The 22,085-nt window shown below is 52.0% G+C and carries 23 protein-coding genes; 10 read left to right on the top strand and 13 right to left on the bottom strand.

What is annotated here, in order from left to right:
• Positions 1–90 precede the first annotated feature (90 nt).
• On the top strand, positions 91–660 hold the full coding sequence (locus tag OGY06_RS14910; protein WP_003834476.1) for a DedA family protein: 570 nt from the start codon (positions 91–93) through the stop codon (positions 658–660).
• A gap of 37 nt (positions 661–697) precedes the next feature.
• Here the strand turns inward: OGY06_RS14910 and mdtQ are convergent, their stop codons facing one another.
• On the bottom strand, positions 698–2,137 hold the full coding sequence (gene mdtQ, locus OGY06_RS14915; protein WP_240389223.1) for a multidrug resistance outer membrane protein MdtQ: 1,440 nt from the start codon (positions 2,135–2,137) through the stop codon (positions 698–700).
• Positions 2,138–2,306: 169 nt separating this feature from the next.
• Between mdtQ and OGY06_RS14920 the strand changes: the two genes are divergently transcribed.
• Both OGY06_RS14920 and yohP read left to right on the top strand, forming a co-directional pair.
• Positions 2,307–3,041 (top strand): class I SAM-dependent DNA methyltransferase, encoded by a 735-nt coding sequence (locus OGY06_RS14920; protein WP_125112591.1) that lies wholly within the window; start codon positions 2,307–2,309, stop codon positions 3,039–3,041.
• A gap of 70 nt (positions 3,042–3,111) precedes the next feature.
• Complete coding sequence (gene yohP / locus OGY06_RS23325) at positions 3,112–3,195, top strand: small membrane protein YohP (RefSeq protein WP_015572324.1); 84 nt, start codon at positions 3,112–3,114, stop codon at positions 3,193–3,195.
• A 103-nt stretch (positions 3,196–3,298) separates the two neighbouring features.
• Here the strand turns inward: yohP and dusC are convergent, their stop codons facing one another.
• The 6 genes from dusC to mhbT form a co-directional block, all read right to left on the bottom strand.
• Positions 3,299–4,243, bottom strand: coding sequence for a tRNA dihydrouridine(16) synthase DusC (dusC, locus tag OGY06_RS14925; protein ID WP_003834483.1), 945 nt, complete (start codon positions 4,241–4,243; stop codon positions 3,299–3,301).
• 61 nt (positions 4,244–4,304) lie between these two features.
• The gene (locus tag OGY06_RS14930; protein WP_063940515.1) at positions 4,305–5,498 is read right to left on the bottom strand and encodes a 3-hydroxybenzoate 6-monooxygenase; all 1,194 of its coding nucleotides are present in this window, start codon (positions 5,496–5,498) and stop codon (positions 4,305–4,307) included.
• A 14-nt stretch (positions 5,499–5,512) separates the two neighbouring features.
• Positions 5,513–6,157 (bottom strand): maleylacetoacetate isomerase, encoded by a 645-nt coding sequence (gene maiA / locus OGY06_RS14935; protein WP_003834489.1) that lies wholly within the window; start codon positions 6,155–6,157, stop codon positions 5,513–5,515.
• 8 nt (positions 6,158–6,165) lie between these two features.
• The gene (locus OGY06_RS14940) at positions 6,166–6,867 is read right to left on the bottom strand and encodes a fumarylacetoacetate hydrolase family protein (RefSeq protein ID WP_063940516.1); all 702 of its coding nucleotides are present in this window, start codon (positions 6,865–6,867) and stop codon (positions 6,166–6,168) included.
• Positions 6,868–6,882: 15 nt separating this feature from the next.
• The gene (gtdA, locus tag OGY06_RS14945; RefSeq protein ID WP_240389222.1) at positions 6,883–7,920 is read right to left on the bottom strand and encodes a gentisate 1,2-dioxygenase; all 1,038 of its coding nucleotides are present in this window, start codon (positions 7,918–7,920) and stop codon (positions 6,883–6,885) included.
• Between the two features lie 11 nt (positions 7,921–7,931).
• Positions 7,932–9,290, bottom strand: a complete 1,359-nt coding sequence (gene mhbT / locus OGY06_RS14950; RefSeq protein WP_240389221.1) for a 3-hydroxybenzoate transporter MhbT — start codon at positions 9,288–9,290, stop codon at positions 7,932–7,934.
• A gap of 126 nt (positions 9,291–9,416) precedes the next feature.
• Here mhbT and OGY06_RS14955 point away from each other — a divergent pair, with 126 nt between their 5' ends.
• The 6 genes from OGY06_RS14955 (at position 9,417) to OGY06_RS14980 (ending at position 13,711) form a co-directional block, all read left to right on the top strand.
• Positions 9,417–10,325, top strand: coding sequence for a LysR substrate-binding domain-containing protein (locus OGY06_RS14955; RefSeq protein ID WP_003834495.1), 909 nt, complete (start codon positions 9,417–9,419; stop codon positions 10,323–10,325).
• A 131-nt stretch (positions 10,326–10,456) separates the two neighbouring features.
• Complete coding sequence (locus tag OGY06_RS14960) at positions 10,457–10,861, top strand: CidA/LrgA family protein (protein WP_003834497.1); 405 nt, start codon at positions 10,457–10,459, stop codon at positions 10,859–10,861.
• Positions 10,858–11,553 carry a CidB/LrgB family autolysis modulator gene (locus OGY06_RS14965; RefSeq protein WP_003027380.1) on the top strand — a complete coding sequence of 232 codons (696 nt, stop codon included), beginning with the start codon at positions 10,858–10,860 and terminating at the stop codon, positions 11,551–11,553. The genes OGY06_RS14960 and OGY06_RS14965 overlap by 4 nt, the downstream gene beginning before the upstream one ends.
• Before the next feature lie 148 nt (positions 11,554–11,701).
• Complete coding sequence (cdd, locus tag OGY06_RS14970; protein WP_003834500.1) at positions 11,702–12,586, top strand: cytidine deaminase; 885 nt, start codon at positions 11,702–11,704, stop codon at positions 12,584–12,586.
• A 163-nt stretch (positions 12,587–12,749) separates the two neighbouring features.
• Positions 12,750–13,469, top strand: coding sequence for an outer membrane permeability protein SanA (sanA, locus tag OGY06_RS14975; RefSeq protein ID WP_003027383.1), 720 nt, complete (start codon positions 12,750–12,752; stop codon positions 13,467–13,469).
• 2 nt (positions 13,470–13,471) lie between these two features.
• Positions 13,472–13,711 (top strand): DUF2542 family protein, encoded by a 240-nt coding sequence (locus tag OGY06_RS14980; protein WP_003834502.1) that lies wholly within the window; start codon positions 13,472–13,474, stop codon positions 13,709–13,711.
• 51 nt (positions 13,712–13,762) lie between these two features.
• Here OGY06_RS14980 and mglC read toward each other — a convergent pair whose 3' ends face one another.
• The 6 genes from mglC to folE all read right to left on the bottom strand — a co-directional run bounded on the left by mglC (position 13,763) and on the right by folE (position 20,683).
• On the bottom strand, positions 13,763–14,773 hold the full coding sequence (gene mglC, locus OGY06_RS14985; protein ID WP_003027393.1) for a galactose/methyl galactoside ABC transporter permease MglC: 1,011 nt from the start codon (positions 14,771–14,773) through the stop codon (positions 13,763–13,765).
• A 15-nt stretch (positions 14,774–14,788) separates the two neighbouring features.
• Positions 14,789–16,309: a galactose/methyl galactoside ABC transporter ATP-binding protein MglA gene (mglA, locus tag OGY06_RS14990; protein WP_003027396.1), complete on the bottom strand. Its 1,521-nt coding sequence runs from the start codon at positions 16,307–16,309 to the stop codon at positions 14,789–14,791.
• Between the two features lie 71 nt (positions 16,310–16,380).
• Positions 16,381–17,379, bottom strand: coding sequence for a galactose/glucose ABC transporter substrate-binding protein MglB (gene mglB / locus OGY06_RS14995; RefSeq protein WP_003027399.1), 999 nt, complete (start codon positions 17,377–17,379; stop codon positions 16,381–16,383).
• A 293-nt stretch (positions 17,380–17,672) separates the two neighbouring features.
• Positions 17,673–18,698, bottom strand: a complete 1,026-nt coding sequence (gene galS, locus OGY06_RS15000) for an HTH-type transcriptional regulator GalS (RefSeq protein WP_003834506.1) — start codon at positions 18,696–18,698, stop codon at positions 17,673–17,675.
• A 144-nt stretch (positions 18,699–18,842) separates the two neighbouring features.
• Entirely contained in the window at positions 18,843–20,000 is a 1,158-nt protein-coding gene (yeiB, locus tag OGY06_RS15005; protein WP_063940519.1) for a DUF418 domain-containing protein YeiB, read from the bottom strand.
• Between the two features lie 14 nt (positions 20,001–20,014).
• On the bottom strand, positions 20,015–20,683 hold the full coding sequence (folE, locus tag OGY06_RS15010) for a GTP cyclohydrolase I FolE (RefSeq protein WP_003027410.1): 669 nt from the start codon (positions 20,681–20,683) through the stop codon (positions 20,015–20,017).
• Between the two features lie 322 nt (positions 20,684–21,005).
• Here folE and fghA point away from each other — a divergent pair, with 322 nt between their 5' ends.
• Positions 21,006–21,842 carry an S-formylglutathione hydrolase gene (gene fghA / locus OGY06_RS15015; protein ID WP_003834512.1) on the top strand — a complete coding sequence of 279 codons (837 nt, stop codon included), beginning with the start codon at positions 21,006–21,008 and terminating at the stop codon, positions 21,840–21,842.
• The last annotated feature ends 243 nt before the right edge of the window (positions 21,843–22,085 follow it).

A 22,085-nucleotide genomic window follows, 5' to 3' on the forward strand; every position in this document is an offset into this window, starting at 1 on the left:
ACATGAAAAATACCGAAGCGCCGGGTTGTGCTTTTCCGGCATCAAATATTCATTGGGTGTATGCTATGACCAGTGGAGGTCATACAACGTATGGATATAACGCATTATGTTGCGCAATACGGCTATGCTGCGTTAATCATCGGCAGCCTGGCAGAAGGTGAAACCATTACCCTGTTAGGCGGCGTCGTGGCGCATCAGGGAGTCCTGAAATTCCCGCTGGTGGTGCTCTCGGTCGCGCTGGGTGGGATGATTGGCGATCAGTTGCTCTATTTACTCGGACGTCGTTTTGGCGGCAAAATTCTGCGTCGTTTCTCGCGCCATCAGGCGAAAATTCATTATGCGCAGAAAATGATCCAACGACGTCCTTACCTGTTTGTTGTCGGTACTCGCTTTATGTACGGCTTTCGCGTTATTGGTCCCTTACTGATTGGCGCCAGTCACCTGCCGCCGAAGATCTTTTTACCGCTGAATATTCTTGGCGCGTTTGTCTGGGCATTGCTATTTACCACCCTCGGCTACGTCGGTGGTGAAGTGATCGCGCCGTGGCTGCACAGCCTCGACCAGCATATCAAGCATGGCATCTGGCTGGTGCTGGTTATCGGGATAGTCGCGGGCGTCCGCTGGTGGATGAAACGTCGAAGCACGCGTAAAGCGCAATGAAGATGGCCCGACAGCGGAACACCGGCGGGCCGAACAATCAGGATGCGTGATAACCGCCACCCAGCGCGCTGGTCAACTGGATTGAGGCATCCAGCCACTGTCCTTGTAAAAGCAGACCGTTGCACTGCTCACGTAATGCCGGGATCTTTGCCTCGCTGACCCTGGAACCCGCAATAATACCTGCATTAAAGCGCGCCTGCGCCAGCCCCACTACGCGCTGAGCGTCATGTTCAATCTGCTGCTGATGCTGATTTTTCTGCGCCAGTGTTTCTACCTGCGATGCCGCACGTGCCACGTCATTCACCGCATCCACCACAGCTTTGTTGTAATTCGCCACCGTCAGGTTACTTTGCGCTTTCGTAATATCGAGATTCGCATTCAGTCTGCCGCTGTCAAAGATAGGCAGCGTCAGCCCGGCGGTTACACCCATTTGCTGCGCGGAATGGCGGAACAGGTCACTCAGATGTAACGCATCCTGTTGTAAAAATGCCATCAGATTCACATCGGGATAAAACGCCGCTTTCGCCGCATCAATGCTGCTCAGCGATGACTCAATGTACCAGTGTGCCGCCTGCAAATCTGGTCGACGGGCCAGAAGCGAGTAGCCCAATTGGGATGGGAGCTGACTTTCAACCACGGGCAGTTTGGTCGAATGGAGCTTCAGGGCAACGGACTGCGAGTTGCTCAACGCGCTTAAGCGCGCCTCAATCACCTTCATTTTACCGCTGACATCGTTCAGCTGCTGCTCTGTTTTGCTGGAATCGATATCGGTTTCAACACCTTCCACCGAAGAAGTAAGACCGTTTTGATACAGCTGACGATCGACGGTAATCACGTTTTGCTGCTCAGTTTCGATTTGCGTCAGCACGGTTTTCAGCGCGGCCTGCGTTTGCCATTCCCAGTACAGTCGAGACACGCCGCTCGCCAGCAGCTGTCGGGTTTGCTCACGCTCGGCTTCACGCGCCTTAACGGCCCCTATACGCGCCGTCACTTCAGCCCGATTCTTACCCCACAGATCCAGATTCCAGCCTGCGGTTAAACCAAAGGTGCCGTTGGTGTACCACGGCCCTGTCGTCCCGGCGGCCGGATCGGTAATGGCAAACGGTCCCATCAGCCCTTCGGCTGACATTCTCTGACGCTCAACGTCCGCGGAGAAGTCGATCTCCGGGCCATCCTGCGCCTCCACCGCCTTAGCCTGCGCCTCCGCCAGTTGAATGCGCTGTTCCGCGACCTGCATATCAGGAGAATTTCGCAACGTGCTGTCAATCAACGCATTAAGCTGGGGGTCGTGATATGCCTTCCACCACTGGCTGTCCGGCCAGCCATTTTTTAACGCGGTAGGCAATGTGGTATCGACATTTGCGGCAGGCGTCTGCTGTGACAGAGACTGGCGGTCATCATGCATCGGCGCGCAGCCAGACATCAGAACAAAAAGCGGCAACAATGCCGTCGTGACAAACACAGAATTACGATTCATGGAGATATACAGGTAAGAAAAGATGTGCAGAGATTACGACTTGTCGCTGTTGCTTTTTTAGTTACGCGTGGCAATACATCTTTGGCAATAAAAATATATAATCAGAAAAATATACACCTCGTGAATAATATAGATTAAATAATTTTAATAATTAATGGATGGAGATGTTATGTCACAGAATATCTATGACGATCCTGAGTTCTTTGCCGGATATGCCACGCTGGATCGTTCAGTAAAGGGACTCGACGGTGCGCCAGAATGGCCGACAATACAAGCGATGCTCCCCTCTCTTCAAGGCAAAAACATTCTTGATTTGGGCTGTGGATATGGTTGGTTTTGCCGCTACGCGCGCGATAATCAGGCAGCCAGCGTAATGGGACTGGATATTTCACAAAAGATGTTAACCCAGGCACACAGTATGACTCAGGGTAATGGCATCGTTTATCAGCGTGAAGATCTCGAAACGCTAACCCTGTCCCCAAATTCTTTTGACCTGGTTTATAGCTCGCTTGCCCTGCACTATTTGCACGATATAGAACGATTATTCGTAACCATTTACCAGTCATTAACACCAGGCGGTATGTTAGTTTTCTCTGCCGAGCATCCAATTTATACCGCACCGCTCAATCAGGGCTGGATAAAAGATAAAACCGGGCAGCAGTCCTGGCCGGTTAATCATTATCAGCAGGAAGGTGAGCGCATCAGTAACTGGTTTGCTGAAGGCGTCAAAAAACAGCACCGTAAGCTGGCGACCTGGATTAATGCGCTGATTGCCGCCGGATTCGAGATCGTTTGTCTCGATGAATGGGGACCTTCCGGGCAACAGATTGCTGAAAACCCGGCTTTAGATGAAGAAAAAGAGCGGCCGATGGTGTTTCTGCTCAGCGCACGTAAACCAGCATAACAACGCCCCCAGGCAGAATGATTGATACTTTCCTATACTCAATCTGAACTTACCAAAAAAAGGAAAGTTAATGAAAATTCTGCTGTGGGTAATTCTGATTATTTTTCTGATTGGGCTATTGGTGGTAACAGGCGTGTTTAAGATGATTTTCTGATGTCGTCATTTCGCCCAGGCCTGATAGCAGAAATCTCAGGCTATTATTCTCTCTGATGCCGGATGGCGGCGTAAACGCCTTATCCGGCCTACTGGAGCTGAGATCAGGCAGTAATCTCGATAGCCTGAATCGCTCGTGCGATATCCGGCGAATTATTTAACGCACGAATTTCCTGAAACAGTTCTGTTGCCTCTGAATATTCTTTGCGCAAATACCCTAACCACTGCTTAATCCGCGCTACATGATACAGCCCGGTGTCCCCCTGCTTTTCAAGGCGGGTATATTTTTGCAACAGCGTCACGACTTCAGGCCACGGCATACGCGGCTCGTTGTATTTCACCACGCGGCTCAGGTTCGGAATATTTAATGCGCCACGTCCGATCATCACCGCATCGCATCCGCTGATGGCCATACAATCCTGGGCGCTCTGCCAGTCCCAGATTTCGCCATTCGCAATAACCGGAATGGTCAGCCGCTGGCGGATCTCGCCAATCGCCTGCCAGTTAATATGTTCGGCCTTGTAGCCCTGCTCTTTGGTTCGGCCATGCACCGCCAGTTCGCTGGCACCGGCCTGCTGGACGGCATCGGCAATTTCAAACTGCCGGTCGCTGTTGTCCCAGCCCAGACGAACTTTCACCGTCACCGGAAGATGAGCCGGAACCGCCTCACGCATAGCTTTTGCACCCCGGTAGATAAGCTCAGGATCTTTCAATAACGTTGCGCCACCGCCGCTACCGTTCACCAGCTTCGACGGACAGCCGCAGTTCAGATCGACACCGTACGAGCCCAGTTCTACCGCGCGTGCGGCATTCTCCGCCAGCCACTGCGGATACTGTCCTAACAGCTGAATGCGAACCAACGTGCCGGATGGCGTCCGGCTGTTATTATGCAGTTCCGGGCAGAGTCGATGAAATACTTTTGCCGGCAGGAGCTGATCCACCACGCGCACAAACTCGGTGATGCACAGATCGTAATCATTAACTTCAGTCAGCAGCTCGCGCACCAGTGAGTCGAGCACGCCTTCCATCGGCGCCAGTAAAACACGCATATCGTCACCCGCAAAAAAAGAGGCGCTATGGTAGCGCCTCCGTTCGGGAGATTAAAGAGGCTCAGCGCGGCAACAGGCAGTTATCTTCTTTCCAACCGTACAGCCATTCCATACCGCGATAAAACTCCGCCTGCGATTTGTCTTTCCACAGCAGATTACGCACCTGCCGCTCGACGCCTGCGGCATGGTAGACACGGCCCATTTCACGCGTTGACCAGACGATGCGTGCGGTACGCGGAATACGCACCGACTCATACAGCGCAAAGGCAGCAGCCGCATCGCCATCACACTGCTGTAGCGCTTTACCGAGCGTTACCGCGTCTTCCAACGCCATACAGGCACCCTGCGCCATATATTGCGCCACCGGGTGCGCGGCGTCTCCCACCAGCGTGATGCGGTCGGTTCCCCATTTTTCTACCGGCTCGCGGTCGGCGGTGGACCAGCGCCGCCATGATGTCGGTTTATCCAGCATCTGGCGCGGGCGCGGATGGATACCCGCAAAATAGGAGAGCACTTCCTCTTTGCTGCCATCCTTCACGCCCCACTCTTCCTGCTGACGACTGTGGAAGGTCACCACCAGGTTATACTGCTTACCTCCGCGCAGCGGATAGTGCACCAGGTGACAGTGTGGTCCGGCCCACAGCACCGGTGCGTTAATGCGTAAATCTTCCGGCATATCATCACAATCAATCACGGCGCGATAGACCACGTGTCCGGTAACCCGTGGCGCATCGCCAATCAGAGACTGACGAACGACCGATTTTACACCGTCACAGCCCACCAAAATATCCGCCGTCCAGCTGTTGCCGTGCTCATCAAATACCGTCACGTCATTCTCTGTCTGGCGAATATCAACCACGTTAGTTGAAGTGCGATACTCAACGTTAGGATGCACCAGCGCCGCTTCCCAAACGCTGGCGTGAATATCAACCCGATGGATAACCGCATAAGGACCGCCAAAGTGATCGCGGAACGCCTGCCCGGTTTCAATGCGCACAACCTCTTTTGCGTTTACCGCATCCATCATCGTGATGTGATCGGTAAAAACAGCACGCTGACGGGCGACTTCCCCCACGCCAAGGCTGTCCAGAGCAGAGAATGCATTCGGCCCGAGCTGAATACCCGCGCCAATTTCACCAATCTCGTGCGCTTTCTCCAGCAACATCACTTTAATGCCCTGACGGGCCAGCGATAGCGCGGTTGCCGCGCCGCCAATCCCGCCACCCACGATAATTGCGCGTGTCACTTTAGCCATTGTCGTTCTCCTTATCAGGCTGGAATTTTATCTTGTTGATTCTCGGGCGCGGCGGCGATAAACGCCGGAAGCTGAGTACAGGCATCATATACCGCCTTACAGCGCGGATATCCGCTCAGATCGCAGCCCATACGTAACGCGTTCGCCCACTGTGGGATCAGACAGCAATCCGCCAGCGTCGGCGCATCACCTACGCAGAACTTACCCGAATGACTCTGGCGCAGCATCTGTTCCACCGCGCTTAACCCTTGCTGGATCCAGTGTGCATACCAGCGTTTTTTATCTTCTTCACTGACCTTTAACTCTTCGCTCAGGTAGCGCAGTACCCGCATGTTATTCACCGGGTGGATATCACAGGCGATGGCATAGACAATTTCCAGCACCTTACTGCGCACCGGGAAGTCGGCAGGCAGCAGCGGCGTTTGCGGAAAGTGGCCATCCAGCCAGTCAATTATTGCCAGCGACTGCCCAAGTGATTCTCCGTCATCGGTCACCAGCGTCGGCACCAGTCCCACCGGGTTCATCCGTCGGTAGGCCAGTTCGTTCTGCTGACCAATGCGAATGTTGACGCCCACCGTCTGGTAATCCAGCCCCTTCAGCGCCAGCGCAATGCGCACCCGATATGACGCCGAGCTATTAAAGAAACTGTACAGCTTCATCATCCACCTCAGACAATCTTCACGGCGATGGGGGTTAAACCGTCTACGTTTCCGGTGATCACATCCCCTTTCACTACCGCCCCCACGCCTTCAGGGGTACCGGTGTAGATCAGATCGCCCGGCTGCAGTTCGAAGAAGCCAGACAGATAGCTGATGGTTTCATTCACAGACCAGATGAGGTGGCGAATATCGCTACGCTGATGATCGTCGCCGTTGACCTGCAACCAGATTGGCGCATGGTTAACATCCACACTTTCGCTGGCTTTATGCAGCGGCGCGATGGGCGCGGAGAGATCAAACGCTTTGCCAATTTCCCACGGACGCCCCATCTGGCGCATCTCCATCTGCCGATCACGGCGAGTCATATCCAGACCGGTGGCATAGCCCCAGATATATTCGTGCGCTTTTTCCAGCGGAATATCACTGCCCTTTTTGCCAATCGCCACCACCAGCTCTATCTCATAGTGATAGTTATCGGTTTGCGATGGGTACGGCAGTTCGAGGGTCTGACCAGCCGCCACCGGGACTACCGCATCGGCAGGTTTACAGAAAAAGAACGGCGGTTCGCGATCCGGATCAAAGCCCATTTCACGGGCATGAGCGGCATAGTTACGGCCCACACAGTAAACTCGGCGCACAGGAAATTGTTCATCACAGCCAACAACCGGAACGGTAACAGGCGCTTGTGGTTCAAATACGTATTGCGTCATTTTCTCTCTCCCAAATTAATAACGTGCTTCGCGGAACAACCCCAGCGCTTCCTGAACCGGTCTGTCCGAAAAACTGAATAAGACGGTATCTTCGCGGGTCTGGAACGACACGCCGTGCCAGGTCGGCACCACAAAGATATCTTTTGGCGAAAAGTTGAAGGTCTCATTGCCGATGCTGACCTGCCCACTTCCTTCCACCACGTGGTAGATAGTGCTGTCGGTGGTACGCGCCATTCGTGAGGAAAAGCCCTGCGGCAACAGTTGCAGGAAGGTTCCCATTGAAGGCATGGGATAACCGCCGGTTACCGGGTTGACGTAACGCATCTTGTAACCGTCCCATTCATCGGCGTCACCCATGCGGGTCAGGTCATGCAGTGCCTCACGGCTGCGATCGTAGCGATAGTTAAAAATCGGCGATGAGTTACCTTTCTGATGACGCAGCGGCAGCATATTGGCCGCGTAGCGCGGTAAATAATCCCCTTCCTTGCGCGTGACCGGCTGCTGATCTTCCGGGTAGTCTTCCGCAAAGCCACAGCCCAGCAGGTTCACCAACGGCAGGTCCAGACCGTCCAGCCACACCACCGGTTCACTGCCCGGATTGCCGTGATCGTGCCAGCGCCACTGCGGCGTCAGAATAAAATCGCCTTCTTGCATCTGGGTGCGCTCGCCATCCACGGCGGTAAATGCCCCTTTCCCTTCGACAATAAAGCGCAGCGCAGACTGGTTGTGGCGGTGACTCGGCGCAACCTCGCCCGGCATAATTAACTGCAATCCCGCGTACAGCGTTGGGGTGATTGAAGACTGTCCGCGCAGCATTGGGTTTTCCAGCACCAGCACGCGACGAATCGCCTCTTTCGCGCCAATCAGATTGCCACTTTCTAACAGTAGTGGACGGATCTCCTGATAGTTCCAGTACGCTGGCGCGCAATGTGCGTTCGGAGTTGGCGGCACCAGACGATGCAGCGACTCCCACAGCGGGGTCAGATTCTGCCCGGAAATATGCTGGTAAAACTGCTGACGGCTGTTCTTAACATCCTGATTCAGTTCAGACATAGGGATTCTCCTTATTCATTCACAACACCTGCGCGAGGCAGAGTATTCGAGGCAGAGGCCGACTGGCGGATAACAACCGTCAGCAGCGTAAGCATCACCGCGCTGATGGCCGCCGGGACGGCAATAATGAAAAACAGGTTATCGAATGAGAAATTCATCGCCATCATCACGCCGCCGGAAAGCGAGCCGACAATCGCGCCGCAGCGTCCCACCGCATTAGACCAGCTGACGCCCGTCGCCCGGCTTTGTGTCGGATAAAGCGTGGCGGTTAACGCATTAAGACCAACCTGAGAACCGCTGATACCAATGCCGGTGCCAAAAATGGCCAGCGCCATCAGCCACAGGCCGTTCTCACTCAGACCAATCATGACGATGCATACCGCGCCCAGCGCATAGCTCACGGCCAGCACGCGGAAAGGATTGTATTTATCCATCAGCACGCCCAGCGCCAGCGCGCCAAGCGTACCGCCAATCTGGAAGGCAGCGGTCACCCAGGAGGCATGCTGCAGATCAATTCCACGGTGGTTTAACAGCGTTGGCATCCAGCTGGAGAGCAGATAAATAATCAGCAAGCTCATAAAGAACACTACCCATAGCATCAGGGTAATGGGCAGCTGTCGCCCGACGAACAGCTGGCGAATGCTGCCTTTAGCAATTGAGGTGCCCTCGTTGAGATAAAAATGGGTATTGTCATAACGTTCCCGGGTGATGGCGCTAACGGTTCTGGCAATCACGTTTTGCGGCAGCTGACGACGAACCTGCCAGCGTGGGGATTCCGGTAGCGCAAACAGCAGGGCCACAAACAGCATCAGCGGTAGAACGCCTCCCAGCACCAGGATGCCGTGCCAGCCAATCACCGGCACCAGCTGCGCGCTGACGATGCCGCCCATTGCCGATCCCAGGGTGAATCCGCAGAACATCATGGTGACCAGTGCCCCACGCCGACGCGCTGGCAGGTATTCAGACGTCATGGTGATGGTATTTGGCATCGCGCCGCCCAGACCTAAACCGGTCAGGAAGCGCAAAATAACCAGCGTTTGTAGATCGGGTGAAAAAGCCGAGATCAGACTTAGCGCACCGAACAATGCCACGCAGAGTTCTATCACTCTTTTGCGGCCAAAACGGTCGGACAGCGGGCCACAGAGCAGCGCGCCAGCGGTCAGTCCCAGCAGACCTGCGCCAAACAGCGGGGCCAGATCGCCGGCAGTCAGCTGCCAGTGAGTGCGAATGTCGGGTGCGATAAAACCAATCGCCGCGGTATCAAATCCGTCGAGCATGACAACCAGAAAACAGCAGATGATAACGCGCCACTGGGTCTTACCGACGGGGGCGGAATCGATCAGCGCTTGTAGATCACGTTGTTGAGTCATAGTGAATGCCTCAGTGCAGGTAGAGTAGATGTCTGTTTTGTTTTAGGTATGTTGCGACTTTGTATGTTTGGAGATGAAATGTACAATGGCTTTTCATGCAGAGGTATAACCTGGAGGTTATAGCAAATGGCAAACTGGGCGCAGAAACTGAAGTTGCACCACCTGCAAACGCTTATTGCACTGGGCGAACAGGGAAATCTGACTCACGTCGCCCGGATGATGAATATCACCCAGCCCGCGTTGTCGAAATGGTTATCACAACTCGAAGATGAGATTGGCATCACGCTCTTTGAACGTCATAGCAAAGGCTTGCGTCCTTCCGAAGGCGGCAAACTGCTACTGCAGCATGCCCAACGCCTAATCAATGATATGGAACGTTCGCAGTATGAGATCGCCCGTTTTAAGCAAGGCGGCCTTGTAGGGAGTCTGAAGATTGGCTGCTCGCCAGTAGCGACCGACTGTGTTTCTCAGGCAATACTGGGGTTGCTTAAAGAGTTACCAACCCTGCATCTTAATATTGAAGAGAAAGTGATGACCCCGCTGCTGCACGATCTGCTCGCGGGTTCGGTGGATGTCGTCGTCGGTCGCGTCGGTGGCCGGGCGCTTCAGTTGCCGCTCAATTACCAGGTGCTGTATACCGAGCCGGTCTGTTTCGTCGCCCGTCCCGATCATCCCCTGGCAAAATATCCCCTGCTCACCTGGCACGATCTGGCGAACTGGCGCTGGATTGTCTGGCCGACAGGAACCCCTATCCGGATAAGCATTGATAACGCGCTGGTTGATAACGGTGTCATGTTGCCGGAAAACATCATTGAATCGGCATCGATCAACGTCAGCACCAATCTGCTGCAAAGTAGCGACATGATCTCTATTCTTTCTTTGCGTCTGGCACAAAGGTATGCCGCCCAGGGACAGCTGGCTATCCTGAATCTGCCGAAGATTGAACAAAAAGGCAGCGTCGGCGTATTCTGGCGCAACAACGAAACGCCGACTACCGCCCTGAATCGTTTTTTGTATTATCTGGCACAGGTTTAGCGCGGAGAGTTAGGGCCATCGCCCGATGTTCCAGATATCTATTTCCTCTATGCTTAGAATTCATGATGTGATCGGTAGCACGTTTTTAAGTTTAATTGTATGATGAATGAGTCTCGTCAAGGGTTTCAACTATGAGCAAAGCACTGAACGTTATCTGGCAATATTTGCGCGCATTCGTCCTGATTTATGCCTGCCTCTATGCAGGTATTTTTCTTGCATCGCTACTCCCTATCACCATTCCGGGCAGCATTATCGGCATGCTGATCCTATTTGTCTTACTGGCTTTGCAGGTGTTACCGGCAAAATGGGTTAACCCTGGCTGCTACGTGCTGATTCGTTATATGGCCCTGTTGTTTGTCCCGATTGGCGTGGGGATCATGCAGTACTTTGACCTGCTCCGCGCACAATTTGGTCCGGTAGTGGTGTCTTGTACCATCAGTACGCTGGTCGTTTTCCTGGTGGTGAGCTGGAGCTCGCACATTGTGCACGGTGAGCGCAAAATCGTTGGGCAAAAAGAGGCTAAAGCAAAAAAATGATGTCGTATATCTGGTGGTCGTTACCTCTTACGCTGGCGGTATTTTTTGGCGCACGTAAGCTGGCAGCTCGCTTTAAAATGCCTTTGCTGAACCCTCTGCTGGTGGCCATGGTGGTAATTATTCCCATTCTGCTGCTGACCGGTATTCCCTATGATCACTATTTCAAAGGCAGCGAAGTGCTGAACGATTTGCTGCAACCTGCCGTGGTCGCGCTGGCCTATCCGTTATACGAACAGTTGCACCAGATTCGCGCCCGCTGGAAATCAATCATTGCTATCTGTTTTGCCGGCAGCGTTGTGGCGATGGTTACAGGTACAACAATCGCCTTGTTGATGGGCGCATCGCCGCAAATTGCCGCGTCAATCATGCCAAAATCGGTCACTACACCTATCGCTATGGCCGTGGGTGGCAGTATTGGCGGTATTCCGGCTATCAGTGCCGTTTGCGTCATTTTTGTCGGCATTCTCGGGGCAGTATTTGGTCATACGTTGCTTAATGCGATGCGTATTCGCACCAAGGCCGCTCGTGGGCTGGCAATGGGCACCGCGTCGCACGCCCTGGGCACCGCACGCTGTGCGGAACTGGACTATCAGGAAGGTGCGTTTAGCTCACTGGCGCTGGTCATTTGCGGCATTATTACCTCGCTGGTAGCCCCGTTCCTGTTCCCGATTATTCTGGCAGTGGTGGGTTAACCTTCATTTTTTAGCTATTTATTTGCGATGCGTTGCACATTTTTCATTTAAGTTTCATAAGTTGCATACACAATGAGATTTGGATCACATATAAAGCCATAACAGGCCCGTAAACTACGATTCCATTACATTGTTATGAGGCATCGCCATGCATCCACGTTTTCAAACTGCTTTTGCCCAACTCGCGGATAACTTGCAATCAGCCCTGGCCCCTGTTCTGGCGGATGCACATTTCCCCGCCATGCTGACTGCTGAGCAGGTCTCTTTGCTGAAACGCGAATCGGGACTGGACGAAGACGCGCTGGCATTCGCTCTGCTGCCGCTGGCTGCGGCCTGCGCACGTACTCCGCTATCCAACTTCAACGTTGGGGCAATTTCTCGCGGCATCAGCGGCAACTGGTACTTCGGTGGGAACATGGAGTTCCTGGGCGCGACCATGCAGCAAACCGTTCATGCCGAGCAAAGCGCCATCAGCCACGCCTGGCTGCGCGGTGAAAAAGGGCTCGCTGCCATCACCGTCAACTACACGCCGTGCGGCCATTGTCGCCAGTTTATGAACGAACTGAACAGCGGACTGGATTTACGTATTCATCTGCCGGGACGTGCACCACACGTGCTGCGCGACTACCTGCCAGATGCCTTCGGCCCGAAAGATCTGGAGATTAAAACGCTGCTGATGGACGATCAGGATCACGGCTTCGCGCTGCAGGGCGATACGTTGACTCAGGCGGCAATCACCGCTGCCAACAGATGCCATATGCCGTACAGCAAATCCCCAAGCGGCGTGGCGCTGGAGTGTAAAGATGGTCGTATTTTTAGCGGCAGCTATGCTGAAAATGCCGCCTTTAACCCGACCCTGCCACCGCTGCAGGGCGCGTTAAACCTGTTGAATCTCAACGGTTATGATTATCCAGATATCCAACGTGCTGTACTTGCTGAAAAAGCCGACGCGCCATTGATTCAGTGGGATGCAACCTCCGCCACGCTGAAAGCACTGGGCTGCGACAATATAGAGCGCGTACTTCTGGGTTAATCGACTCAATAACGCCAGTTCGTAGGCCGGATAAGGTGTTTACACCGCTATCCGGCACTATGCGCAATGCCTAAAATCCCCTCAATCAGACTGCTGTTTCTTGCGCTACGTCTTCCGGTACAGTAGCCTGATTGAAATTCCATCCAAATAACGAGTTTTCTGCATGTTAAAGCGCGTGTTTTACAGCCTGTTAGTCCTGCTAGGCTTGCTGCTTTTGACTGTGCTTGGACTCGATCGCTGGATGAGCTGGAAGACGGCTCCCTACATTTACGACGAACTGCAGGATTTACCCTACCGCCAGGTAGGTGTGGTTCTGGGCACGGCGAAGTATTACCGCACCGGCGTCATCAACCAATATTACCGTTACCGCATTCAGGGCGCATTGAACGCCTATAACAGCGGGAAGGTAAACTATCTGCTGTTAAGCGGCGATAATGCCCAGCAAAGCTACAACGAACCCATGACGATGCGTAAGGATCTGATTGCCGCAGGCGTCGATCCCGCTGACATCGTGCTTGATTACGCAGGGTTCCGGACACTCGACTCCATCGTGCGTACCCGCAAGGTCTTTGATACCAACGATTTCATCATTATTACTCAACGATTCCACTGTGAGCGCGCCTTGTTTATTGCGCTGCATATGGGTATTCAGGCCCAGTGCTACGCCGTACCTTCGCCAAAAGATATGCTCACCGTGCGGGTACGTGAATTTGGCGCCCGTTTTGGCGCACTCGCCGATCTCTACATTTTCAAACGTGAGCCCCGTTTTTTAGGTCCACTGGTGCCCATCCCTACTATGCATCAGGTACCGGACGATGCGCAGGGGTATCCGGCGGTCACGCCTGAACAATTACTCGAATTACAAAAGAAACAAGGAAAATAAGCATGGAAGGAAAAACGATCTTTATCGTTATTGGCGTACTGATGATTGTTCTCTGGACGTGCAGAGAAGGCCTGAAGGGACTACGTTCCGGTATCGTCGAGAAAACAGTGAAAGGTTCGCAGACGCCAATGATCATTTCTCGCGCTAAAGAACCCAGCACTTACTGGAGCTATATCATCGTTTATTTCGGTATGGCCATTGGTGCACTGTTCACTGGTATCTGGTTACTCTTTATCAAATAAAAAAACCGATGCAGAACGCCTCTGCACCGGTTTTATTTTTCTCTTCCCAGATTACTTCTTACGCGCGTACTTCAGTGAGTCCAGCGCGACCGCGAAGATAATAATGCCGCCCTTGATAATATACTGCCAGTATGGGTTCACGCCGATGTAGGTCAAACCGTAGTTGATGACGGTGAAGATAATCACACCGGTCACTACGCCAAACACGGTACCTACCCCGCCGCTGAACGACACGCCGCCAACCACGCACGCCGCAATCGCATCCAGCTCATACATAAAGCCGAGGTTGTTGGTCGCTGAGCCGATACGCCCGGCTTCGAGCAAACCGCCGAAGGCATAGAACACGCCAGACAACGCATAGATAATCAGCAGGTTCAGCGCAACGTTTACCCCGGACACTTTCGCAGCTTCCGGGTTTCCGCCGATAGCGAAAATGTTTTTACCGAAGCGGGTCTTGTTCCACAGCACCCACACAAAAGCCACCGCAATCAGCGCATAGAAAGTGATGTAGGAGAGTCGGAAACTGCCCAGTGCAATAAAGCCCTGCGCAAAGGTTGAGAATCCGCTGTCAAAGCCAGAAATTGGCGATGCGCCGACGAAGTCGTAGTACAGGGAGTTGATCCCGTAAACGATAATCATCGTACCCAGTGTGGTAATAAACGGTGTTACGTTCAGATAAGCAATGATAATACCGTTCACCAGACCGATAATGGCGCCAATCACGCAAACAATCAGCACCACTACAATGATTGGCATCGTCGCCATTTCCGGGAATACCTTGTTGGCATTCTCCATCGACTGCAACAGAGTTGCCGCCACCACTGCCGCCAGGCCAACCTGACGCCCCGCCGACAGGTCGGTCCCTTGGGTAACAATCAGTCCAGCCACACCCAATGCGATAATAATACGCACCGAGGATTGCGTGAGAATATTACTCAGGTTCAGTAAGCTTAAGAAAGTGGGATCCTGGAAAATAATAATCGCCAGCAAAACCAAAAGAACAACGTAAATTCCGCCTTCTTTCAGGTAAGTAAGAAAACTTTTCTTATTTAACGCACTCATGAGGAGCCCCTAATCTTAAAGGTGCAAAGACGCAAGACGGAGGATTTCGTTTTGCGTTGTTGTTTTAGTGTCAACAATTCCAGCAACGAGACCATTGCTCATCACCAGAATACGATCGGTAATACCCAGCAGCTCCGGCATTTCAGAGGAAATAATAATAATCCCCTTATCCTTTTTCGCGAGTTCGGCAATCAACTGATAAATTTCAAATTTCGCGCCAACATCGATTCCACGCGTCGGTTCATCCAGCATCAGAATTTCTGGCTGGGTTAATAACCAACGACCAATAACCACCTTTTGCTGATTTCCGCCAGAAAGTGAACCGATTTGCGTACGATGACCCGGTGTTTTTACCCTCATGGAGTCAATTACCCACTGGGTATCACTCTTCATGCGGGAATTATCCAACAGACCAACTTTGTTTTTATAGTTTTGGATATTGGAGATTAACGAGTTAAAACCAATGTCCAGATATGCATAAATACCGGTTGAGCGGCGCTCTTCCGTGACCAGTGCAAAACCATGGTTGATGGCTTCATTTGCACTGTGGTTATTAATTTTTTTGCCGTGTAGCGTAATCGTACCTGATGATTTCTCACGAATACCAAAAAGCGTTTCAACGATATCCGTGCGTTTTGCGCCTACCAGACCGGCAATCCCAAGAATCTCCCCTTTGTGCAAATCAAACGAGATATCACGAATCGACGGCTGGCGCAGCGAGGTCAGGTTACGCACTTGCAGAATGACTTCACCAGGTTTGTTTTCTTTATCCGGAAAACGTTGGTTCAGTGAACGTCCGACCATCATGGCGATGATCTTATCCATATCCAGCCCTTCCAGCGGCTGGGTCGCAATCCACTGACCGTCGCGTAGTACGGTAATTTCATCGCACAGCTGGAAGATTTCTTCCATTTTGTGAGAGATATAAACAATACCGCATCCACGCTCTTTCAGCTTACGGATGATGGTGAACAGATGGTTAACTTCTTTTTCAGTTAACGATGAAGTTGGTTCATCCATGATGACGATTTTGGCGTCATAGGAGAATGCTTTCGCAATTTCAATCATCTGCATTTGTGAAACGGATAATGTACCGACGCGCGCACGCGGATCGATATCAATATCCAGTTCATCAAATATCGCTTTGGTATCGCGGTACATTTTTTCCTGATCGACAAACATGCCTTTGGTGGGATAGCGTCCCAGCCACATGTTGTCCATCACAGAACGTTGTAATACCAGGTTTAATTCCTGGTGTACCATCGAAATACCATTTTCAAGCGCTTCTTTAGCAGAATGAAAATCGATTTCTTTACCCTGAAATAAAATACTGCCGGAATCTTTTTGATAGATGCCGAAAAGACATTTCAATAATGTTGATTTCCCCGCTCCATTCTCTCCCATTAGGGCGTGAATAGAATGCGGGCGAACTTTTAAATTGACATTATCAAGCGCCTTAACGCCGGGGAAGGACTTGTTGATGCCGGTCATTTCCAACAAGTATTCGCCTGACGACTGAGTATGTGTGCTGACCATAATTATACCTTGTTGGCCTTGCAGAGTGCATTATTAAGGGCGCAATGAAATTGCGCCCACATACGGAGTATTTATTTGTTGGTGAACTCTGCCAGATTATCTTTATCGACACCTACGTACGGAACGCGAACAATCTTGTTCTCAATTTTCCAGTTAGTGCCATCTGCCGCACCTTTGCCGTCAGCCAGGTTTTTCGCCAGATCGAAGGTGGCTTTCGCCTGGTTGTTGGCATCGTTCAGGACGGTACCGGCCATGGCGCCAGATTTCACCAGAGCCAGCGCTTCAGGCAGCGCATCCACACCAAATACCGGTACGCTGGTTTTGTTGTGCGCTTTCAGCGCTTCAACTGCACCCATTGCCATCGCATCGTTGTTAGCGATAACCACTTCAATTTTGTTCGCGTTTGGACCAGACATCCACGCATCCATCTTATCTTTCGCCTGAGCGGTATCCCACATTGCAGTATCTAACTGCAGCTGCTCAGTTTTAATGCCCTTGTCGTTCAGCTCTTTAATCACGTAAGTGGTACGTGCTTCAGCATCCGGGTGTCCCGGTTCGCCTTTCAGCAGAACAAACTGAATTTTGCCGTCTTTGTTCAGGTCCCAGTTCGGGTTAGCTGCCCAGTGTTTGGCAATCAAATCACCCTGAATAATGCCGGACTCTTTAGAGTCGGTACCGACGTAATACGCTTTGTCATAGCTGTCCAGCGCTTTACGAGAAGGTTCTTTGTTGAAGAACACGATCGGTACGTTCTGTCCGCGTGCTTTTTCAATGACCGTGCCAGCAGCTGCCGGGTCAACCAGGTTAATCGCCAGTGCTTTAACGCCTTTTGCCAGTAGCACGTCGATCTGATCGTTTTGTTTGGACTGGTCGTTCTGCGAGTCGTTCATCAGCAGCTGTACATCTGGTGCCGCTTTGGCATCTTTTTCAATAGCCTTACGTACTACAGACATAAAGTTATCGTCATACTTATAGATAGTCACACCAATGCGGGTATCAGCAGCGTGCGCAGCCGCGCCGAATAACATGCTTGCCATTACAGCAGACAGGGTCAACACCTTCTTATTCATGGTATCTCCGGTTTTATTATGCAGGGTAGTACTTGAGATAAATGCTCGGCAGGCAGAACGTTACTGAAGTGTTACTGAACGCCGAAGCTCACTTTTAAAAAATATTTCTTCCGTGTCTGGCAACGCTCCAAAAACAGGCTTTAATTTTTGTTTAAGGCACCTATACCTCGATGAAAGTGATTATTCACCGTTACATAGTAGTTACAGCGCAACAAACAGTGTCATCATAGCTATCGCATTGTTAATATACTGTGAATTTACTCACATATTGAAAGCGGTTACATCGCGCAACGTTATGAGTTAGTGATCGGTGCCGCATTCTGCCGCAGCGCTACTGAATGGCGACGCACCAGCGTTGGCATAAAACAATGCGACGCCTGCGGATCCAACGTGCCAGCCGCCCCCTGTAGCGCAAGCTCCGTCGCCATTTTTGCCATTGAAGCAATGGGATAGCGCACAGTGGTTAGCTGCGGATCGGTGTAACGCGCGATGGGAATATCATCGAAGCCAATGATAGAAAGGTGTAATGGAATAGCGATGCCGTTATCTTTTAGCGCGGTCAGCGCGCCGGCTGCCATATTGTCGTTATAAGCGAAGACCGCCGTCAGTTGTAAGTTACGCCCCAGCAGTTCCACCATCGCGGACTCTCCACCCTGCATATCGGGCGAACCGGTGCCGACCCAGCTTTCTGCCGCAACAATCCCCTGTTCTTTCAGAGCAGTTAACCACCCTTCTTTGCGCATGGCGTCATCTTCAATGCGGTGGCTTGATGCCAGATAACCGATGCGTTGATGACCATTATTTAGCAGCATTCGGGTAGCCATTTTGGCACCGCTGATGTTATCCAGGCAGACGCAACGGTGGGCGTAGCCAGGAACAAGGCGGTTGATCAGTACCATGCCGGGGATTTGATCCATAAACTCGGCCAGTTCCCGATCGCTCAGCGCTTTAGAGTGTACAATCAGCGCGTTACAGCGTTGGCGAATCAACACCTCAATGGCATGACGTTCTTTTTCCGCCTCATGGTAGCTGTTGCCAATCAGGACATACTTCTGATGCTGCTGAGCAACCATATCCACGGCTTTTACCAGCGCGCCAAAAAACGCATCTGATACATCCATGACGACAACACCAATCGTGTCGCTTACCTGCGTCGCCAGCGCTTGTGCGTTGGCATTAGGTCGATAGCCAAGCTGAGTGACTGCCTTTATTACCGCTTCACGCGTATCGGGACTCACCAGCGCACTGTTGTTCAGTACGCGGGAAACGGTCGCTACAGAAACGCCAGACTGCCGTGCCACATCACGAATGGTTACCATATTCACTGCCCTGTTTTAGATTGCGGCTGCCCGCAGACACCCCAGGCTGGGTATTTTGTCAGCACAATGAAACGGACTGCGTGAGTGATGTCACAGGAATGAAAGCGCTTACATCCATTTTGTTAATGAATGTGATCCAGATCGTTATCTGGATGTTCGTGGTAATGATGTCCCCGAAGCACGCAGGGTTAATTGACGCCACAGCCATTCCACCGGGCCCTGCCGGTAGAAACGCAGCCATATGACAGAGAAAAGTAAGTTAATCGCCCAGACCGGGATGACGAAAAGCAGCAGCTCCAGCCGGTCAAATTTCATAAATAAACCGGCCTGATAAAACAACGTGGTGCAGATTAAGGTCTGTAACAGATAGTTGGTTAATGCCATGCGACCCACACAGGCGACGGCAATGACCCATTTTAAGCGACTAAGCTGTGGCCAGAAACCAAACATCAGCGCGGCATAACCAATGGTCTGCAACGGCGCCCCCAGTTCTCGCGGAGCTTGCAACAGGAAGGCACACCAGCGGTAGGCCCAGTCCAGTTGCCACTGGGCGATGATAGCAGGCAGGTTAATCGCCATGCCGATAATAACCAGCAGAACGCCAGTGCGTCGATAATGCTGCAAACTGTACTGCCCTTTTAGCCAGCCGCTACGCATTAATGCCGCGCCGAGCAGCATCATCCCCGCCAGTTGCCAGCCATATTGCGCACCTAACGCCAGCAAGCTATTGGACATCATATCCACGCGATTACTGATTGCTTCCATTCCGCCGTTCACTTTCCAGTATTTTTCATACAGCAACGCTGAAGCATCCGGCGTCCAGGCCCGGCTGGTTTCGCTCCCGGAGATCACACCCAACAGCAGCAATACACCAACGCCCGCCAAATAAAGCACCACGCCGGTGTTAAACAAGCTTTTCACCGACGGCGCATCCCGGATCAGCCGCCAGCAAATCAGGCCGATCAAGCCATATGCCAGCAGGATATCGCCATCCCAGAAGAGTAAACCGTGAATGAATCCCAATAGCACCAGCAACGTAAGCCGCGACTGGATCCAGCGTTTACCACGCGGGAGCAGCATTTGCAGACCAGCACCAAACAGCAGAGCAAACAGGGTAAGGAATTTTACCTGCGCAAAGAGATCGAGCAGCGCCCAGGTCCAGGCGTCAGATAAGGTAATGTCGCCATACCAGGCGGGATTGAGGTATGCCGCCTTCGGCAGGCCAAAGGCGCTAATATTGAGAAGCAGGATACCAAGAATGGCAACGCCACGAATAAAATCCAGCGTGACATTACGCTCCATGGTTCCTGCCCTAATCAGTTGTGATGACGTACTGCGCGCAGGAATTCCTGACGCGTGTTCTGGCTGGACTTAAACAATCCGCCAAGAGACGTGGTGGTGGTCGCACTGGTCGCATCGCGAATGCCGCGCGCTTTCACACAGTAATGCACCGCATCAATCGATACCGCCACATTATTCGTCCCGAGCAGCGTTTGCAGCGCGGTGAGAATTTGCTGGGTCAGACGTTCCTGTACCTGCGGACGCTGTGCAAAGAACTGCACAATGCGGTTAATCTTCGACAGACCAATGACCGAATCTTTCGGAATATACGCCACCGTCGCTTTGCCATCGATAGTGACAAAGTGGTGTTCGCAGGTGCTGGTCAGCGTGATATCGCGGACCGTGACCATCTCGTCCACCTTCATTTTGTTTTCAATGACGGTGATTTTCGGGAAGTTGGCGTAATCGAGACCAGAGAAAATCTCATCGACATACATTTTCGCAATGCGATGCGGAGTTTCCATCAGACTGTCATCGCTCAAATCGAGATTGAGCAATTGCATAATCTCGGTCATATGGCCAGAGATAAGACGTTTGCGTGTTTCGTTATCCATCTCTTGCACAGGTGGGCGCAGCGGGGTTTCGAGACCACGCGCAACCAGCGCTTCATGAACCAGTGCCGCTTCTTTACTGAGTGATGACATTTCTTCTTCTCCTGCAGGTGGGGCGCCTCTGCCCTGCATGGGGCAAAGTTTTTAGGCTGTGTCACAGCCAGAACATTGTGCGTGAGGCGGCGCACATAATCCAGTATTCACCGTGATAATTATTGAAATTGGCACAGCCTTTCAGCGTCGCTGATTTCACTTGTCTTTCAGCCCGGTGACGTCGAGTGTTAATGTAAAGTTATATAGATGATGAAGTATGTTTGCTCAATGCGGAAGTGAAAGTTACTCACAGTGCTATGAATAATCTGTATTATGATGAGTTCGCAAACACATTCAGGTTCAACACAACAAGGAGCCACGCATGGAAATGCTTGAAGAGCACCGCTGTTTTGAAGGCTGGCAGCAACGCTGGCGTCACGACTCCACCACGTTAAATTGCGCCATGACCTTCAGTATTTTTCTTCCACCACCCCGCGATAACGCTCCGCCTCCGGTGCTGTACTGGCTGTCGGGCCTGACCTGTAATGATGAAAACTTCACCACCAAAGCAGGCGCGCAGCGCATTGCAGCTGAGCTGGGTATTGTTCTCGTGATGCCGGACACCAGCCCGCGCGGCGAGCAGGTTGCCAACGATGATGGCTACGATTTAGGTCAAGGGGCAGGATTTTACCTCAATGCCACCCAGCAGCCGTGGGCAACGCATTTTCGTATGTATGACTATCTGCGTGATGAGCTTCCGGCACTGATTCAGTCGCAGTTCAACGTCAGCGATCGCTGCGCCATCAGCGGACACTCCATGGGCGGCCACGGCGCATTGATTATGGCGCTGAAAAATCCCGGGAGATACACCAGCGTTTCCGCCTTTGCGCCGATCGTAAACCCTTGTCGTGTTCCGTGGGGTGAGAAGGCTTTTAGTGCTTATCTGGGCGAAGATAAAACACAGTGGGCAGAGTGGGATAGCTGCGCGTTGATGCTGGCCAGCAAACCCGCAGACGCGATCCCGACGCTAATCGATCAGGGAGACAGCGATCAGTTTCTTGCCGATCAGTTGCAGCCCGCGGTACTAGCCGAAACTGCCCGTCAGACCGCTTGGCCAATGACGCTACGCATCCAGCCTGGTTACGACCATAGCTATTACTTTATTGCGTCGTTTATTGAGGATCACCTGCGCTTCCACGCCCAGTATTTGCTGAAGTAATTTCTTAGTTGAGGGCGGAAGCCCTCTTCATTTCTCCATCATTCCTTCACTTTTTCTCCTTTTTTCTTCCCCCACTATCTTATTGATTAAAAAAGTATTTCACCCCAAACCATATCAAACACAAATGATTTCTATTATCATTTGTGTTTACAAATATTCATACTTTTGTACAATCCCCCCGCTTCTTTACTGAAAAGAGTCCTTAAAAGACAAATACATACAATTGTCATGGCCTTTCACATG

Source organism: Citrobacter sp. Cpo147, from assembly GCF_030332405.1.
GTDB classification, from domain to species: Bacteria; Pseudomonadota; Gammaproteobacteria; order Enterobacterales; family Enterobacteriaceae; genus Citrobacter; species Citrobacter portucalensis.